The following is a 16,887-nucleotide window of genomic DNA, read 5'->3' as shown; positions in this document are numbered from 1 at the left end:
ACGGCTTCAAGCACCTTAAAGCAGAAGCCGGAAGATGTCAAATGGGTTCTATAAAGCGCGAGAGTACTTTATGCAGAAGAAATCCATTGTCCGATTAAGCGAAGACGAACGGTGTGAGATAAGTGCAGTGATTAAAAAACTCAAAGGCAGTAGCCAGAGAGTCAGACGTGCTCAGATCCTGCTAAAAGCAGATGTCGAAGGAGCGAACTGGACAGATGAGCGAATTGCCGAAGCCTTCGGTTGTCGCACTAAAACCGTAGAAAATATTCGGCAACGATTAGTTGAGAAGGGCTTTGAGGAAACACTCAATGGTGCCCCTCGCCTGAGACCTCCAACTGAAAAACTTCTCGATGGAGAACAGGAAGCTCGGATCATTGCCCTGCGATTGGGATCACCGCCGAAAGGGTACGCGAACTGGTCACTGCGGCTATTGTCACGCAAAGTTGTTGAACTGGGCATCACCGATAGCATCAGCCATGAGACAGTCCGACGCACCCTTAAAAAAATGGGATGACCAATCGTAAGATTCAGTATTGGGTGATTCCGCCGACTGAAGATGGTGAGTTCGTTGCAAACATGGAAGCGGTGCTCGATACCTATGCCCAACCCTACAATCCAAAGTGTCCGGTGATTTGCATGGACGAACAACCAGTGCAGTTACAAAAGGAGGTTCGCACACCCATTGCTGCAACAGCCAAGCAGCCCAAACGAGCCGATTACGAGTATGAGCGTGCCGGAACTGCCAGCATTTTTATGTTGACTGAACCCTTGGCAGGTTGGCGGGAAGTGAGCGTTCGGCAAAGACGCACGAAAGCGGATTGGGCAACCGAAATGGCTCAACTGCTGGAAGGGCGCTATGCCGACTGCGAAAAGGTCATTCTCGTTTGCGACCCATTGAACACCCACACTAAGGGTGCCTTCTACGAAGTCTTTGAGCCTCAAAAGGCACGTCAGTTGGTGCAGCGCATCGAGTTTTGTTACACCCCCAAGCATGGCAGTTGGCTGAACATCGCTGAAAACGAATTAAGTTCAATGACGCGCCAGTGTATTGCTAACGAACGTTTTGGTGACATCGAAACCCTACGAGAGGCAACGGCGGCTTGGTCAACCGATGTTAACAACACGCAACGGGGTGTCGTAGGGCTTTGCCCCGCCGAAGGCGTATGGCAGATGAAAATCGATGATGCTCGATGTAAACTCATCTCTGTTTACCCTAAAATTAAGCTGTGACGCAGCACTAGATGGGTTCACACTTTTTACTGAGCGATCGCAGCATGTTCAATGACTGCGGCGACGGCATCTGGATGGGAAACCATCACGACATGGGACGCGCCATTGACGACGACTGTCTCATTAGAGTTAGCTCGCTCTGCCATAAATGATAGGGCGGCGGCTGGGATATTGAGATCGCGATCGCCATAAATAAACCAGGACGGGACAGACTTCCATGCGGGCACCCCAGAGGCTTCGTTCAATGCAGCTTCCGTAATTGGTCGTTGGGTACTCGCCATTAACTGCGCGTCATTGACGGGCACATCTGCGGCAAACTGCGCGCGGAACTTGTCTTGTTGGATGTAGAGGTCTTTGCCACCATCCGGCAGGTCAATCAGGGGCGCGAGGGTTGGTGCGAGGGTGCTGCCTGGATAACGTCCTGAGAGTTCAACCGCCGTCTCGCTCGCATCAGGTGCAAAAGCCGCAACATAAACCAACGCCTTCACGTTTTCGTTGTCCTTGACCGCATTGGTAATCACTGCACCTCCGTAGGAGTGACCTACGAGCACAATGGAACCTTCAATATTCTGGAGAACGCTAGCGACATAATCGGCATCGCTTTTGACTCCACGCAGGGGATTGGCGACAGCAACCGTTGGGTATCCCTTTGGAATGAGCTGGTTCAATACACCGTTCCAACTAGAAGACTCGGCGAATGCACCGTGGACCAGGACGATGGTCGGTTTACTGTCTTGGGCGCTGGCAGGATTCATGACGGCTCCTAAAGATGTGATGATTGTGGTGACTAAAAAGAGTGCGACGATGAGAAACAGCCGGATGCCGTTCTTGAGCGCGAACCTATTCATGGCTTGGTTTCCTTCGTGTTGGTTGATTTCGTGAGATAGCCTTTGATTACGCAACGTGAGTGGTCATAAAACGACGGATGTGCTCCGCGATCGCATCTCCACACTCTTCCAGGTCGAAGTTTCCAGTATTGAGGAAGGTGTCGAGAGTTAAACACTAATTTAGGAATGCAGTTGCTACTTAAATGTCAACTGCTGAAGTTCCTTTTGATTCCAGTTGCCTAACCTGGCGGCAGCTTCGTAGGTGCTTTGCAAGAACTCTAACAACATCTGATCCGGTGATTCTGCCTCACGGACAGCGTCATAGGGCAAAATAAACTCACCCAACTCTTTATTGTAAAATGCAGCATCGGGACGAACCTCAGCCTGCTGAAACCCATCGGGTTCTGGGTACGCATAGGAATAAAACGCTGGGTATGATAATCCGGCTCCGGGCCAAAATCCGGCACTACTGACTTCCTGGGAGTAAGCTTCCTGAGCCACTGCATCCGGCAAATTCGGCACCCCTCCCGAATGCTCAGGAGCCGATCGCCCCGAAAAGCGAGTCACTGCTAAATCAAAACTCCCCCAGAAAAAATGAACCGGACTAACCTTGCCGGAAAAATGTGAACGAAATTCCCGAAAGACGCGATCGGACTGTAGCAGCACTCGCCAGCATCGATTGGCATAGTCCGCATCATAAGCAGCATGGGTTTCATCCTGCTCAAATCGAATTGGGTCAGGGACTTCATTCGGTTTGGTTTTAATGGTGATGTGAAGATCTAATTCTCTCAGAGTTTCCATCACCGTCTGATAGAAATCAGCAACAGAACGAGGGTAGAGTGCGATCGCCCGTCTTGCCCCTTCGCTGGTTTGAATCAGCAGCTCATGATCAATGAAATCGAAGTCGATTTGAAAGATCCGGCTGCCATAGGGAATCGTGGAAGTGGTCAGTCCCCGAACGGTTAAATAGAGGGGAATATGCCAGGAATGATTAATCCACGGAGTTTGGGCAAATCGGATTTTGCCGATGATTTGCGTCCACATGTGCAAGGTGGTATAAGTCTCTTGCCATGCGTCTAGGGGTAAATTCGGCCAAATATCTATTGGAGCAGGCTGATTTGACATCGTGGTTTCCTCGCGAGTAGAAAAGGGGGGCGTGATCAATAGGTCTTCTGTTGTTTGTCGGCAAAACACCACAGCCATTGTTCTCCCAATTCGGCTGAACTAATCACCGCATGTCCACTTTCTTCATAATGATGGCGTGCATGCTGATTTTTGGATGAGTCGCAGCACAACATTTTGCCGCAGGTTTGACAAATTCTTAAATGTACCCAGCGATCGCCAACTCGTAGGCATTCCTCACAGCGGAATACCGGGTAATTGGCTTTTGAAATCATAGTCTCTAGCGTTAGTTCGTTCAGGTGTTGACAAGACATGGAGGATTCCTGTGAATGTGCAAGATATGTAATTGATCAAGTAGGATACAGCCATTTGCGAAAGAGTTGAGTGAGGCGCGGCATAATCACGTAGGTCAGCAGGGCAACCGTTAGACCTGTAACCAACAACGTTCTGAGCAATATCGGAAGCCCAGCCAGGAGCGGTACTAGCAAACGATTGAGAATAGATATCGTAAAAAACACTCCCAGCCATGTCACGATCGCCATTTTGTAGCGCGGAGGTGGAGCCTTCATCGGTTTGTTGGGAAGCGTAAACCAGGTTTCTAAACCCGTTAGAGTTTGAATGGTTTCAGGCTTTTCAATCAAGGGCTGTAACCGCTCCAACCATTCCTGCCGTACGCTGGATTCCAGCCAGGTTTTGAGGTTGTTGTAATGATCAAACCTGAGAATTGCCACATATTCAGGATGAGCGTGATCACAGGGTCGGATCACGCTGACTCCTAAGTGTCCCTTAAATTGATGGGCAGCCGTCGCAATTCCATGCAACCACTCCTCATATCCCTGCTCACGCCCAGGTCGAATGAAGTGAGAAATGATGGCGGTTACCTGGTGAGTTTCTTCATCTGTACCTACTACCAGCGGATTTAGCATTACACATGACCTCAAAAACTCTAGCTGCAAGGAAGTGATGGTGGTTAATGAGCGATCGCTGGCGATCGCCCCTATTCTATGCACGAAATCATCCAGTGCTGCTGCAATGCCGCAAATGAACTGGATCACTGAGCAATGACAACATCCACTCAGTTACACACGAGTCATGAGGCGTTCGCGATTGGCAGAGCCAGCATTTGATGTTGCTGCATAGCTCGTCATTAGGTTTTTGTAGCCAGGAATAAACTCTGCAAGGAGATTACCTAGCCCTTCAATATCGTTACGCCAATCACGGTGCAATTCACCCACAATGCTAAACCAATTGACCAATGGAGGAATTGCTGACCTGTCCAGGTTTGCCGTCCGCTGGAGGGGTTGTTGCAAGGAGCTGAAGTTCCCATGCAAGGGCCACTGCACTAGCACCGCCATGCTCAAGAAGAATCTCTGATACACTCGCAGATGTCTCTGTGCGTGCCCAGTCACGTTGCCATTCAGCAAGTACAGCCATCCAGTTGATTGGAACTGCACCCGCCTGAACCATACGGCGAACCGCCATGTCATGAGCTTCCGCAGTAACACCGCCCGAAGCATCGGTAACGATGAATACTTCATAACCTTCACCCAGCGCCTGGATTGCTGGCATTGCGAGACAGATCTCAGTCCAAAGCGCAGCAAGGATAAGTTGCTTGCGGCCACTTTTCTTCACTATATCTGTAACGTTTGGATCTTCCCAGGTATTGATGAAAGTGCGGTTGATCGGTTTTTGATCAGGAAAAACATCCTGTAGTCCCTTAATGATATAACCCCCTCCTTCTTCAATGACTGTGGTCAGGATTGTGGGTACGTTGAACACCTTTGCCGATTTGGCAAGACCAATCACATTGTTAATGATCATCGTAGGTTCATGACTGTTCAAGTTGGTGAACTGATAGGGCTGGTGGTCAATCAGTACCAGGATGCTGTCTTCTGGACGAAGCAGTCCTTCCAGTCCGATTTTTTGATTTTTAGACATTGAACTCTCCTATTTGAGCGATTAGTGAATGAGGAATTGCAGAATGAAGTCAAAAGCTAAACATCTCTGCTTGTGCGCAAGACAACTTCAAATTTCACCACTTAAGATCCGCGAGTTAAGCACAGAGTTAAGGCGTTCGCGTCGCGTGTGCCCAAAGGGCATTCGCTTCACTGTGCGATCGCTCCTAATGCTTTCAATGTCGCTGCTTGAGTGTGCGTTGATCCAGTTGCACCTTGAATATTCATGCCTTCAAGCATAGAACCGTGCAATTTACTTGCTCGATCCAGTTGCATGACTGTTTGCACAAATTCACTATAGGTGGTCGCCTTCAAGCTGTCGCCTATAGCAAGTTAAATTTTTTATAGTGCAAATTGATAGATTAGCCATGCCATCGCGGAGTAGAAGGCTGGCTCTAACTTAAGTTAGAATCTGAATTTGATCGAAGGCTACTGAGTGGATTAATTACAAGTCAAGATATAAAGATCTACACAAGGAGCTTAATTTTCTGGAGTTTGGCAAGCGATATACTTTGGGAAACGGATGACAGTCCTTCATCGGGGGAGAATTCAATGATTACCCTGCCTGGAATTACTACCCACAGCAAAATCTATGAGAGCTTAGTTTCTTTGGTGTATCGGGGTATCAGAGAGCAAGATAACTGTGCGGTGATTGCCAAAGTTCTCAAGCAGGATTATCCCTCTCCTCAAGATTTAACTCGCTATCGGCAGGAGTATGAAATCACTCGTTTTCTCAACATTGAAGGCGTAGTCAAGGCATACAGCCAACAAGACTACCAGCGCACGCTGGTTATTCTTTTGGAAGACTTTGGTGGAGAGTCTTTAGAATACTGGATGCGGCAACAATTAGACTTCTGTCCCATGCCGCTGTCAGGTTTTTTGAATATGGCGATCGCCATTACTGATGCTCTAGGCAAAATCCATGCGGCTCATATCATCCATAAAGATATTAATCCTGGCAACATTGTCTTTAATTCGAAGACTGGCGTTGTTAAAATCATTGATTTTGGCATTGCCACTCGCTTCAGTCGCACCAATCCCACATTCAAAAGTCTCCATCTTCTAGAAGGAACCCCCGCCTATTTGTCGCCAGAGCAAACCGGACGAATGAACCGGATGCTCGACTATCGCACCGACTTTTATTCACTGGGTGCAACCTTCTACGAACTGTTGACGGGGCAACTACCGTTTCCCACTCAAGATCTCCTAGAGCTAGTCCATTGCCACATTGCCAGACCGCCGACTCCCCCACATGAATTGAACGCAACGATTCCCCAACCTGTTTCAGATCTTATTTTGAAACTGATGGCAAAGAATGCGGAGGATCGCTATCAAAGTTCTTGGGGCATCAAAGCAGATTTAGAACGCTGTGCCCAGCAACTGGCAGAAGTGGGTTTAATTGAACCTATGCCGTTGGGACTGCAAGATGTTTCCGAGCAGTTCCGCATTCCTCAAAAACTGTATGGGCGAGAAGCGAAGATTGCAGCATTATTGGCGGCGTTCGACAGGGTGGCAGGGAATGAGGGAGTAGGGGAATGGGGAAGTGGGGGAGCAGAAGAAGACATTACCCTACTACCCCATCGTGAAATGATGCTGGTCTCTGGTTATGCTGGCATCGGAAAAACAGCATTGGTACAGGAACTTTTTAAACCGATCACTGCAAAGCACGGCTATTTTATCTGGGGTAAATTTGACCAGTTCCGGCGCAATATTCCCTACAGCGCGATCGTCGATGCCCTACAAAAGTTGGTGCAGCAACTATTGGGAGAACCCAATGAGCAGGTGGAAGTGTGGCGATCGCGCCTGCTCACTGCTCTGGGCAGCAACGGACAAATCATCATTGATGTCATCCCCGAAGTTGAGTTAATCATTGGCAAGCAGCCACCTGTGCCCGAAGCTGGAGCAACTGAGGCACAGAATCGCTTTAATCTCACGTTTCAAAGATTTGTGCGGACGTTTTGTGCAAAAGAGCATCCCCTAGTCATTTTTTTAGACGATCTACAGTGGATCGATTCTGCAACGTTGAAGTTAATTGAACTCATCTTACTTGATGAGCAAATTCAGTATCTGTTTTTGATCGGAGCCTACCGAGATAACAAACTGACTCCAACGCATCCGTTGGTCTTAACACTAGAGAGCCTACGAAACCAGGGAGCAGTACTTCAGGAAATTACCCTGACTCCCTTAACGCTGGAACCGTTGACTCAACTGGTAGCTGAGACATTACATCGCAATCCTGATACCGTTCGTTCCTTAGCCCAAGTCGTGTTGCATAAAACTGAGGGCAACCCTTTCTTTGTTGGTGAATTTTTGAAGCTGCTGTGTGGCGAAAACCTGTTGACCTTTGATGCCCAACAGTTGAGCTGGCAGTGGAACCTAGCTGAGATTGAAGCTCAAGATATCACCGATAATGTGGTGGAGTTGCTGCTGCGTCAGTTGCAGAAATTGCCGGAAGCAACACAGCAAGTTCTCTCCATCGCTGCTTGTGTTGGGTCTGAGTTTGATTTAGAAACGTTGGCGATCGTTTGCGAAAACTCACCGAAAGCAATTTTCCAGGATCTACTAGCAGCAATACAAACGGGATTAATTCAACCTCTGTCTGAATTGGACGAAGACTTGTTGGTTCAAGAGTATAAGTTTCTGCACGATCGCGTTCAGCAAGCGGCTTATGCCCTAATTGATGAGTCGTGCAAACAAGTGGTTCACCTCCAAATCGGTCGCAATTTACTCGAAAAAACTTCACCGGAGCAACGATTCGATCGACTGTTTACTGTTGTGGATCATCTCGATCAAGGAACGGAGCTTGTCACTGCTCAACCAGAACGAACTGAGATTGCCAGATTGAATTTAACGGCAGGTCAGAAAGCAAAAACAGCAACGGCTTATGAAGCAGCTTTTAAGTATTTCACTACAGGTCTTCAACTTCTCGATACAGAGAGTTGGCAGAGTGAGTATGACCTGACCTTAGCGCTGTATTCAGAAGCAGCAGAAGCGGCGTATCTCCAGGGTCGCTTTGATGAGATGGAACAGTTGGTAGAAGTGGTGCTTGATCGTGGCAAAACAGCGGTTGACAAAGTGCAGGTTTACGATAGCAGAATTCAAGGATATTTGTCACAGGGCAACCTGAAAGAAGCACTAAAAACTGGATCGGAAGCGTTAAAGCTCTTGGGACTAGATTTAATAGAAAATCCAAGTCAGGCAGATGTTCAAAGGGAATTGAAGTCAACGACTGCATTACTTGCTGAACGAGAAATCGAAAACTTGATTAATTTAACAGAGATGACTGCACCAGAACCGCTGGCAGCTATGTCAATCCTGGCGAGTATGAGGTCTGCTGCTTTTATCAGGTCACCAGCACTATTTATGCTGATTACTTGCAAAACGGTAAATTTATCAATTAACTACGGGAATGCTGTCTGGTCACCACTGTTTTATGCTGGCTACGGGTTTGTTCTATGTGGAGTTGTTCAAGACATTGAATTCGGTTATGAGTTCGGCAAATTGGCTCTCAGTTTAGCAGAGCGATTGCATACCAGAGGAAATGCTAGAACCTTAATGTTTTCGAATGTCCATATCATGCACTGGAAGGTGCATCTTAGGAACACAATACCCATGCTGGTTGATGCCTATCAAAATGGAGTGAAAACTGGAGACTTTGAAACTGCTGGTTATACTGCATATTACGTGTGCTATTACTCGTTTCTTGCTGGAGAAGAACTCACCCAGCTGGAACAAAAAACAGCAACCTACAGCAAAGCGATCGATCAAATCAGACGAGAAAGCCCCTCGAATTGGCTAACGATATTGCGGCAGACCATTCTTAATTTGCTAGACAGGGCTGAGAATCCCAACCGCTTAATCGGTAGGCTATGTACTGAAGAGGAGGCGTTGTCATATGCTATTGCAATTAAAGATGGAACTGCAATCCAAATACTCTATTTGCACAGAGTGATGTTGTGTTATCTATTTGAAGAACACCATCAAGCTGTACAGACTGCTATTTTGGCAAGGCAACATTTTGAAGAGTTGACAGCAATAACGGTTCTACCTATATTCTGTTTCTATCATTCTCTAGCGCTTTTGAGCCTATCGCTTGAGGCTTCAAACTCTGAAAAAATAGCTTGGCTAAGTTGTGTTAGCTCCAACCAAGAAAAGATGCAAAAATGGGCAAGTCATGCCCCAATGAATTATCTCCATAAATTTTATTTAGTCGAGGCAGAGAAAGCGCGAGTCTCAGGGCAATTTTTTGAGGCTGAGGAGTTTTATGAACGGGCGATCGCAGGTGCTGCTGAAAATGAGTATATCCAGGAAGAAGCATTAGCTTATGAATTAGCGGCTAAACATTATCTAGCGCGAGGGCGGGAAAAGATTGCTCAGACCTACATGAAAGAGGCGCACTATTGCTACGATCGCTGGGGCGCAACCGCTAAAGTTAAAGACTTAGAAAACCGCTATTCCCAACTCCTCAATTCCAACCTGGTTCGGCAATTGAATCCAATCGTGACCGATGAAACGATTCTTCATCCAACTGCGGCGATCGATCTGGCTGCCGTAATGAAAGCAGCTCAAGCTCTTTCAGAAATAATCCATCTCGATCAATTGATTGCTACGTTGATGCAGGTGGTGATAGAAAATGCCGGAGCCGAAACAGGCGCTCTAGTGCTCCTGGAAGACGATCAGCTCACTGTGGTGGTTCAGTGCAGTGGGAGTAGACAATGCAACCTGGAAAAGATCGCTGTTGCTGACTGTGCAACGATTCCTGCCTCCGTCATTTACTCGGTAGAACGCACTCAAGAAACTCTAGTGTTTGATGATGCAGTCAGCGAAGCGTCTGTTTCAACTAATTCTTATATTCAACACCAACAGACGCGATCGCTCCTCTCTATGCCGATTCTCAAGCAAAATCAGCTTGTCGGTATCCTTTATTTGGAGAACAATCTCAGTACCGGAGTGTTTACCCGCGATCGCTTACAAGTCCTCAAACTGTTGATGGCTCAGGCAGCAATTTCACTGGAGAATGCTCGGTTATATGAACAGTTGGCAGACTATACCGAAACCCTGGAAAGGAAGGTAGAAAAGCGAACTCAATCCCTACAGCAGGAAATCGCTGAACGTCAACAGACCGAAGCCGCATTGAGACAAAGTGAAGCGAATTATCGCAACCTGCTACAAACTGCGAATTCCGTTATCATTCGCTATGATTCGCAAGGACGAATTCACTACATCAACGATTATGGAGTAAAACTCCTGGGCTATGAAGAACATGAGGTTTTAGGGCGAACTGTATTTGAAACCATCATTCCAGAAGCCGAACTTTCTGGACGCGATATGAGACCCTTTGTCCATGATTTACTTCGTAATCCTCAATCGTACCCGAAAGGCGAGGGGGAAAACCTATGTCGAGACGGTCGGCGCGTTTGGATGGAGTGGTCGAACCAAGCCATCTTTAATGAACAGGGAGAGGTCGTTGAAATCTTATCGGTTGGCAACGACACCACCCAGCGTAGACAAGCAGAAGAGGCCTTACAACGCAGTGAAGCCAAGTTCCGAGCTATCTTTGAAAACTCGCAGGTCGGCATCTACCGATCCCGCCTCTCGGATAGATTACTTCTCGATGCCAATCAACGCTTTGCCAATCTGTATGGCTTTGACTCACCAGAGGAGATCATTGGGATTGAACACACCGCAGGCTACTATGTCAATCCCAGCGATTGCCAACAATTCCTTGAGTTGCTGAAGCGGGATGGGGAAGTGCGAAACTTTGAAGCCCAGATGCGGAAACGAGATGGGACATTGTTCTGGGGACTTTTCTCTTCTTATTTGAATGCAGCCGATGAATACATAGAAGGTGTGATTGCAGATATTAGCGATCGCAAGCAAGCAGAAGCCGCGCTGCAAGCCTCTGAAGCAGAACTGCGGGCGCTCTTTTCCGCCATTCCTGATCCAATGTGTATCTTCAATGCTGAAGGGCAAGTGATCTGTGTAACCGAAGGGCATCCATCGTACAGAGATTTGTATAAAGAGGAGCTTGTTGGCAAAACACTGCATCAACTCTTTGCCAAAGAACAAGCTGATGAATTACTGGGCTACATTCAGCAGGTGCTGAGAACCCAACAAGTCCTCACCTTTGAATACAGCCAGTGGCTATCTGGACGAGAAATCTGGTTTTCGGCTCGCGTTGCCCCGATTCAGCACGAACAGGTGATTTGGCTGGCGCGAAATATTATGCCGCAAAAGCAAGCAGAAGCCGCTTCAATTTTGGAAGAGCGCAACCGGATGGCACGCGAAATTCACGACACACTCGCTCAGTCGTTTACAGGCATTCTGGCTCAGGTGGGAGCTGCTAAACAGATATTAGCGGATGATTTAGAAGCAACTCAGACACACCTAGACCTGATCAAAGAATTGGCACGAACTGGACTGGTTGAAGCGCGGCGATCGGTTGTCGCGCTCCGTCCTCAGTTTTTGGAGGAGGGCAATTTACAGAGCGCTCTACATCGTCTCATCGCTCAAATCAGGACTGCCGCAATGGATACCACTTTATATTATGAAATTGAAGGTACGGTGTATTCTCTGCCGACTGAAGTCGAGAGTAACCTACTGCGAATGGGGCAGGAAGCATTGACCAATGCGATTAGACATGCCAATGCTGACGAAATTCGAGTGCAGCTTATACTATCGCGATCAGGTTTGCTTGCGCGTAAGAGACAATGGGCAGGGCTTTGGAGTGGGGAGTATTCCATCCTCTGAGGGTTTTGGCTTACTAGGCATGAGCGAACGGGCAGAGCGCATCGGCGCACAATTGACGATTGGGAGTCAACCTGGAGAAGGAACAGAGATTATTGTCACCATTGATCGGGAGGCATCACAATGAGCCAAGCCATTCGGGTTCTGATTGCGGACGATCACGCCATTTTTCGGCAAGGTTTAGCCACGATTATTAACCGTGACCCCGATATGCAGGTGATTGCCCAAGCTGAAAATGGGGAACAGGCGATCGCTCTATTTGGGGAACACCAACCGGATGTCACGCTGATGGATCTCCGCATGCCTGAAGTAGAAGGAGTTGCCGCCATCGGTGCAATTTGTGCGACGGCTAAATCTGCTCGGATTATTGTACTGACCACGTATGATAGTGACGAAGATATTTACCGGGGATTGCAGGCAGGCGCAAAAGGATACCTGTTGAAAGAAACTGAACCTGATGAGCTTCTGAATGCCATTCGTACCGTTCATCGGGGTCAGAAGTACATCCCGCCCGATGTGGGAGCAAAGTTAGTTCAACGGCTCAGCAATCCAGAACTGAGTGAAAGAGAACTGGCTGTACTCCGTTCACTGGCACAGGGAATGAGTAATGCTGATATTGCGGCTGCTTTGAGCATCGGTGAAGGTACTGTTAAATCCCATGTCAATCGGATTTTGAATAAGTTAGATGTCAGCGATCGCACCCAAGCTGTGATTGTTGCCGTTAAGCGCGGCATTGTAAGTTTATAGGATGTACTTTCGATCAAATTCGGATTCTAACTTAAGTTAGAGCCAGCCTTCTACTTCGCGATGGCACGGTTAATCTATCAATTTGCACTATAAAAAATTTAACTTGCTATAGGCGACAGCTTGAAGGCGACCGCCTATATTGAATTTATGCAAACAGTCATGCAAATGGATCGAGCAAGTAAATTGCACGGTTCCATGCTTGATACAAATGTAAAAAGATGAGCGACGATCGTAGCTACAGTTCTTTACTTGTACCACCTTCAACCCAAGATCAGATTCAAGGTATTCTGAGTGCGAAGGTAGTGCTGGTGATGTACGGAGACTATCAATGCCCTAGAAGTGCGGACGTTTACAAGCTGATTAAAGCGATTAAACGAGAGCTTAGTGATGCTTTTGGAGAAGATTATTTATGCTTCATCTTCCGTCATTTTCCACAAGCACAGATTCACCCCTATGCTCAACGAGCCGCCCAAGCCGCCCAAGCCGCCGCTGCCCAAGGACAGTTTTGGTTAATGCACGACACTTTATTTGCCCATCAACAAAAGTTGGAGAACGGTTATCTTGTCGAGTACGCCAACGATTTAGGTCTTGACATTCCTCAATTTCTCAAAGAGTTGTCTAAACAAGTGCATGTCGATCGCATCAATGAAGATATCGAAGGCGGAATACAGAGCAGAGTGACGACTACCCCAGCCCTGTTTATCAATGGAATTCGGTATACCGAGCGCTGGAACACGACGGAGTTGATGGCAGCCATAATTGCTGCAAGTCATTAAGTTCCCCGATCTTTGCTCCCAATTCATATCTGACTTGCCTGTAAGTGCTGTAAGCCATCTAACTTTGATGACTAGATTTCGCCTGTTTCTCTGAACAAAATTTCCGCTTTTTGAACCATGCCAATAACTGAATTATTGCGTATTGATTTAGTCAATTACAAATCAGTATTTCATTGAGGATAACTCTATGACACATTTACTAGTACAAAGTAAGACTGATTCTGGGCATGAAAGTACACCTCAGACTGATTCTCTTCGCGACTCCTCAGTTAATCATGCCCTGATTGCGATCGCACAAGAAGTCACTGAGTTGCTGAGACAAGTTTACCCGATACAAACTGATGAAATTGAAACAGGAGAAACAGAATGATACTGCAAGATAAAGTGGCGTTAGTTACGGGCGGCACATCGGGAATTGGCAGAGCAACGGCGATCGCTTATGCCCAACAACAAGCAAAGGCGGTGGTGGTGGGTCGTCGAATTGATGAAGGTGAAGAAACTGTAAAAAATGCAAAAACCGAACACCGCTTTCCAGCGACCCACAACAGGAGCATTCCATATGACCCAGCGTGACGCCGTTTTCCCCGCCGGTCGGCATGACCTCTACACGTCACAGACCTATTCCGCAGCGATCAGATCAGGTGACCTCCTGTTCGTGTCCGGTCAAGTCGGCAGTCGCAGCGATGGCTCGCCCGAGCCGGACTTTGAGGCTCAGGTCCGCCTGGCACTCTCCAATCTCGAGGCGACCCTGCAAGCGGGTGGATGTGGGCTTGACGATATCGTCGACGTGACGACCTTTCATACCGATCCCGAGAATCAGTTCGGCACGGTCATGACCGTTAAAAGCGAAGTCTTCCCAGAAGCGCCTTATCCGAATTGGACGGCGATCGGCGTCAACTGGCTCGCGGGGTTCGACTTCGAGATCAAGGTCATCGCCCGTATTCCAGGCTGAATTCATCAGGCGGAGCGGGCGGCGGGATAACCCGACACTGCACTCGACCGGCCCGGCATTTGTCATCAGGGCGAAGCGATTCGCGGGCTTATTGGTAAGTAAATTCCCGATTTGACGACCACATTAGTAATCACATACGCAGTAAAGCACTATGTCACAAAAACTCTCAGAAAAAGTTGCACTCGTCACTGGCGGCACCAGCGGCATCGGACTTGCCACTGCTAAACGATTTGTCGCTGAAGGTGCCTATGTCTTTATCACGGGTCGTCGTCAGACTGAACTTGATACTGCTGTAAATGAGATTGGTAAGAACGTTACTGGCATTCAGAGCGATGTCTCAAAGCTGGCAGACCTCGATCGCCTTTACGCCACGATCAAGCAAGAGCAAGGCCGACTGGATATCATCTTTGCTAATGCTGGCGGTGGCGAACTTGCCCCGCTTGGTTCAATTACCGAGGAGCACTTTGACAAAACCTTCAACACCAATGTCAAGGGTCTACTGTTCACGGTGCAGAAGGCACTGCCGCTGCTGCCAGAGGGTGCTTCCATCATCCTGAATGCCTCAACGACTTCCATCAAGGGCACCCCGTCCTTCAGCGTGTATAGCGCCACCAAAGCTGCCGTGCGATCGTTTGCCCGCAACTGGATACTCGACCTCAAAGACCGTCGGATTCGAGTGAATGTGGTCAGCCCTGGTGTCACGCCGACTCCCGCTTACAATCTCTTGGGACTCAGTGAAGAGCAGTTGAAAGACTTTGTGGAAAGCCAAGCTAACACTATCCCCTTGGGACGAGTTGGCAAGCCCGATGAGATCGCCAAAGCCGTTGTTTTTCTGGCTTCAGATGACAGCAGCTTTGTAAACGGCATTGAGCTATTCGTCGATGGTGGCATGGCACAAATCTAAGAAGATGCTGTGTTCACACCAGCTAACAATGCAGCAGACGGTTTAAAGCCGCTAGCGCTGCGTTCGAGTTTCTTTGTTGCCGCTGCTTTGAGCCGTTGGGCGTTTTGGGTGATGTGAGGTGTGGAACGGATGACGGCTAAACTTAAGCAAAACAAACAGACGGTCACAGCATTTTATGACCTGATGTTCAATCAGTGTCAGCCCGCAGAAGCCATCGAGAAATATGTTGGCGACGTGTACATCCAGCACAACCCAGCGGTGGCCGACGGGAAGCAGGCTTTCATCGAATATTTCGAGAGGATGGCGAAAGAATATCCGGGCAAGTGTGTCCAGTTTAAGCGCGTCTTCGCTGAAAGCGATTATGTAGTCTTGCATTGCTACCAACAATGGCCAGACGACAACGACTGGGCAGGCATCGACATCTTCCGCCTGGATGATAAAAGCAAGATAGTCGAGCATTGGGACGTGCTTCAGACTATCCCGGAAGCGTCGGCTAACGATAACACGATGTTCTGAACAGTTGAGTGCTGGTAGTGTGAAGGCCGATTTGTACAACGGCACTATTTATTCTAAATCAAGGAGAGTTGGCACAGATGGAATCTATGAAAGCAGCCGTGTTAACTGCGTTTGGTGATGCTGAGAAGTTTGAGATTCAAACGGTTCCCACACCAACACTGAAGGCGGATCAGGTGTTAGTCAGAGTTTGTGCAACCTCGATTAACCCGGTCGATTACCAAACTCGTCGTGGTGATTACAAGGAACTGGTTCAATTACCCGCCATCCTTGGAGTCGATGTTTCAGGGGTGATTGAGGCAGTTGGCGAAGCTGTGACTGATTTCAAGGTGGGAGACAACGTGTATTACTCGCCGCAAATTTTTGGAGAATTCGGTAGCTACGCTCAGTATCATGTGGCTGATGCAGCGATTGTTGCATTGAAGCCTGCAAATCTATCGCACATTGAAGCAGCTTCTTTTCCGCTTGCAGGAGGAACTGCTTGGGATTGTCTAGTGGCTAGGGGCAATCTACAAGTTGGTGAAACAGTTCTCATCCATGCGGGTGCGGGTGGAGTGGGTTCGATCGCAGTTCAACTCGCCAAAGCGATAGGGGCATACGTTTTTGCAACGTGTAGTTCTAGAAATCGAGATTTCGTGACAGAACTGGGCGCAGATCGGGTGATTGATTACAAAAATGAAGATTACGTAGAAGTCATTCGTCAGGAAACAAATGGACTGGGTGTGGATTTAGTTCTAGATACGATCGGCGGTGAAACAATTCAGCGTAGTCTAGAAATCATTCGTCCCTTTGGTACGCTTACAAGTATTGTAGACATTGCAATACCGCAATCGCTTCTTAAAGCATGGGGCAAGAATCTGACGATTCATTTTGTTCTTTCACCCCAGTACCGAGCAAAATTAGAGGCTTTGACAAAACTCATTGAGCGTCATCAGCTTCGCCCAGTGATTGATTCAGTATTTTCTTGGGATCAGGTCGTTCTGGCACATCAGCGTCTAGAGCAGGGAGGAACACGGGGCAAGATCGTGCTGAAATTTACGGAAGATTAAACCAGCTTTACGAGGTTGGTAATTGCTAAACGGATCGGAGTTTGATTTTGTGCTGAAGGTCAATA

Annotated in this window: 17 protein-coding genes and 2 pseudogenes; 12 read left to right on the top strand and 7 right to left on the bottom strand. The window is 47.9% G+C overall.

What is annotated here, in order from left to right; genetic code table 11:
• The first annotated feature begins 70 nt into the window (after positions 1–70).
• Both AC5JMP_RS18030 and AC5JMP_RS18025 read left to right on the top strand, forming a co-directional pair.
• Positions 71–514, top strand: coding sequence for a helix-turn-helix domain-containing protein (locus tag AC5JMP_RS18030; protein ID WP_495852869.1), 444 nt, complete (start codon positions 71–73; stop codon positions 512–514).
• Positions 511–1,230, top strand: coding sequence for an IS630 family transposase (locus AC5JMP_RS18025; RefSeq protein WP_495852868.1), 720 nt, complete (start codon positions 511–513; stop codon positions 1,228–1,230). Before AC5JMP_RS18030 ends, AC5JMP_RS18025 begins: the two co-directional genes overlap by 4 nt.
• A 26-nt stretch (positions 1,231–1,256) precedes the next feature.
• Here AC5JMP_RS18025 and AC5JMP_RS18020 read toward each other — a convergent pair whose 3' ends face one another.
• The 7 genes and pseudogenes from AC5JMP_RS18020 to AC5JMP_RS17990 all read right to left on the bottom strand — a co-directional run bounded on the left by AC5JMP_RS18020 (position 1,257) and on the right by AC5JMP_RS17990 (position 5,449).
• Complete coding sequence (locus AC5JMP_RS18020) at positions 1,257–2,078, bottom strand: alpha/beta fold hydrolase (protein WP_495852867.1); 822 nt, start codon at positions 2,076–2,078, stop codon at positions 1,257–1,259.
• Positions 2,079–2,252: 174 nt separating this feature from the next.
• The gene (locus AC5JMP_RS18015; protein WP_495852866.1) at positions 2,253–3,182 is read right to left on the bottom strand and encodes a DUF5996 family protein; all 930 of its coding nucleotides are present in this window, start codon (positions 3,180–3,182) and stop codon (positions 2,253–2,255) included.
• Between the two features lie 35 nt (positions 3,183–3,217).
• Positions 3,218–3,493, bottom strand: coding sequence for a UBP-type zinc finger domain-containing protein (locus AC5JMP_RS18010; RefSeq protein ID WP_495852865.1), 276 nt, complete (start codon positions 3,491–3,493; stop codon positions 3,218–3,220).
• A 36-nt stretch (positions 3,494–3,529) separates the two neighbouring features.
• On the bottom strand, positions 3,530–4,105 hold the full coding sequence (locus tag AC5JMP_RS18005) for an antibiotic biosynthesis monooxygenase (RefSeq protein ID WP_495852871.1): 576 nt from the start codon (positions 4,103–4,105) through the stop codon (positions 3,530–3,532).
• Between the two features lie 153 nt (positions 4,106–4,258).
• Positions 4,259–4,435: pseudogene (locus tag AC5JMP_RS18000) on the bottom strand (hydrolase); the annotation flags it as partial.
• Positions 4,419–5,117, bottom strand: a complete 699-nt coding sequence (locus AC5JMP_RS17995; RefSeq protein WP_495852864.1) for a hydrolase — start codon at positions 5,115–5,117, stop codon at positions 4,419–4,421. The pseudogene AC5JMP_RS18000 and the gene AC5JMP_RS17995, both read right to left, overlap by 17 nt.
• 167 nt (positions 5,118–5,284) lie before the next feature.
• Positions 5,285–5,449 (bottom strand): hypothetical protein, encoded by a 165-nt coding sequence (locus tag AC5JMP_RS17990; protein WP_495852863.1) that lies wholly within the window; start codon positions 5,447–5,449, stop codon positions 5,285–5,287.
• A 237-nt stretch (positions 5,450–5,686) separates the two neighbouring features.
• Between AC5JMP_RS17990 and AC5JMP_RS17985 the strand changes: the two genes are divergently transcribed.
• The 10 genes and pseudogenes from AC5JMP_RS17985 to AC5JMP_RS17940 all read left to right on the top strand — a co-directional run bounded on the left by AC5JMP_RS17985 (position 5,687) and on the right by AC5JMP_RS17940 (position 16,822).
• On the top strand, positions 5,687–11,884 hold the full coding sequence (locus AC5JMP_RS17985; protein ID WP_495852862.1) for a PAS domain S-box protein: 6,198 nt from the start codon (positions 5,687–5,689) through the stop codon (positions 11,882–11,884).
• On the top strand, positions 11,775–12,008 hold the full coding sequence (locus tag AC5JMP_RS17980) for an ATP-binding protein (protein WP_495852861.1): 234 nt from the start codon (positions 11,775–11,777) through the stop codon (positions 12,006–12,008). Before AC5JMP_RS17985 ends, AC5JMP_RS17980 begins: the two co-directional genes overlap by 110 nt.
• Positions 12,005–12,628 carry a response regulator gene (locus AC5JMP_RS17975; protein ID WP_495852860.1) on the top strand — a complete coding sequence of 208 codons (624 nt, stop codon included), beginning with the start codon at positions 12,005–12,007 and terminating at the stop codon, positions 12,626–12,628. The genes AC5JMP_RS17980 and AC5JMP_RS17975 overlap by 4 nt, the downstream gene beginning before the upstream one ends.
• A 218-nt stretch (positions 12,629–12,846) precedes the next feature.
• Positions 12,847–13,404, top strand: coding sequence for a DsbA family protein (locus AC5JMP_RS17970; protein ID WP_495852859.1), 558 nt, complete (start codon positions 12,847–12,849; stop codon positions 13,402–13,404).
• A 187-nt stretch (positions 13,405–13,591) separates the two neighbouring features.
• Positions 13,592–13,774, top strand: a complete 183-nt coding sequence (locus AC5JMP_RS17965) for a hypothetical protein (RefSeq protein WP_495852858.1) — start codon at positions 13,592–13,594, stop codon at positions 13,772–13,774.
• A pseudogene (locus AC5JMP_RS17960) lies at positions 13,771–13,920 on the top strand (SDR family NAD(P)-dependent oxidoreductase); the annotation flags it as partial. The gene AC5JMP_RS17965 and the pseudogene AC5JMP_RS17960, both read left to right, overlap by 4 nt.
• Before the next feature lie 43 nt (positions 13,921–13,963).
• The gene (locus AC5JMP_RS17955) at positions 13,964–14,356 is read left to right on the top strand and encodes a RidA family protein (RefSeq protein WP_495852857.1); all 393 of its coding nucleotides are present in this window, start codon (positions 13,964–13,966) and stop codon (positions 14,354–14,356) included.
• Positions 14,357–14,507: 151 nt separating this feature from the next.
• The gene (locus tag AC5JMP_RS17950) at positions 14,508–15,260 is read left to right on the top strand and encodes an SDR family oxidoreductase (RefSeq protein WP_495852856.1); all 753 of its coding nucleotides are present in this window, start codon (positions 14,508–14,510) and stop codon (positions 15,258–15,260) included.
• A 129-nt stretch (positions 15,261–15,389) separates the two neighbouring features.
• Positions 15,390–15,776 carry a nuclear transport factor 2 family protein gene (locus AC5JMP_RS17945; protein ID WP_495852855.1) on the top strand — a complete coding sequence of 129 codons (387 nt, stop codon included), beginning with the start codon at positions 15,390–15,392 and terminating at the stop codon, positions 15,774–15,776.
• Positions 15,777–15,853: 77 nt separating this feature from the next.
• On the top strand, positions 15,854–16,822 hold the full coding sequence (locus tag AC5JMP_RS17940; RefSeq protein ID WP_495852854.1) for a zinc-dependent alcohol dehydrogenase family protein: 969 nt from the start codon (positions 15,854–15,856) through the stop codon (positions 16,820–16,822).
• Positions 16,823–16,887 lie beyond the last annotated feature (65 nt).

It is taken from the genome of Drouetiella sp. (assembly GCF_059504425.1).
Note: the sequence above shows the minus strand (reverse complement) of the source record. Positions and strands in the feature narration are given on the sequence as shown.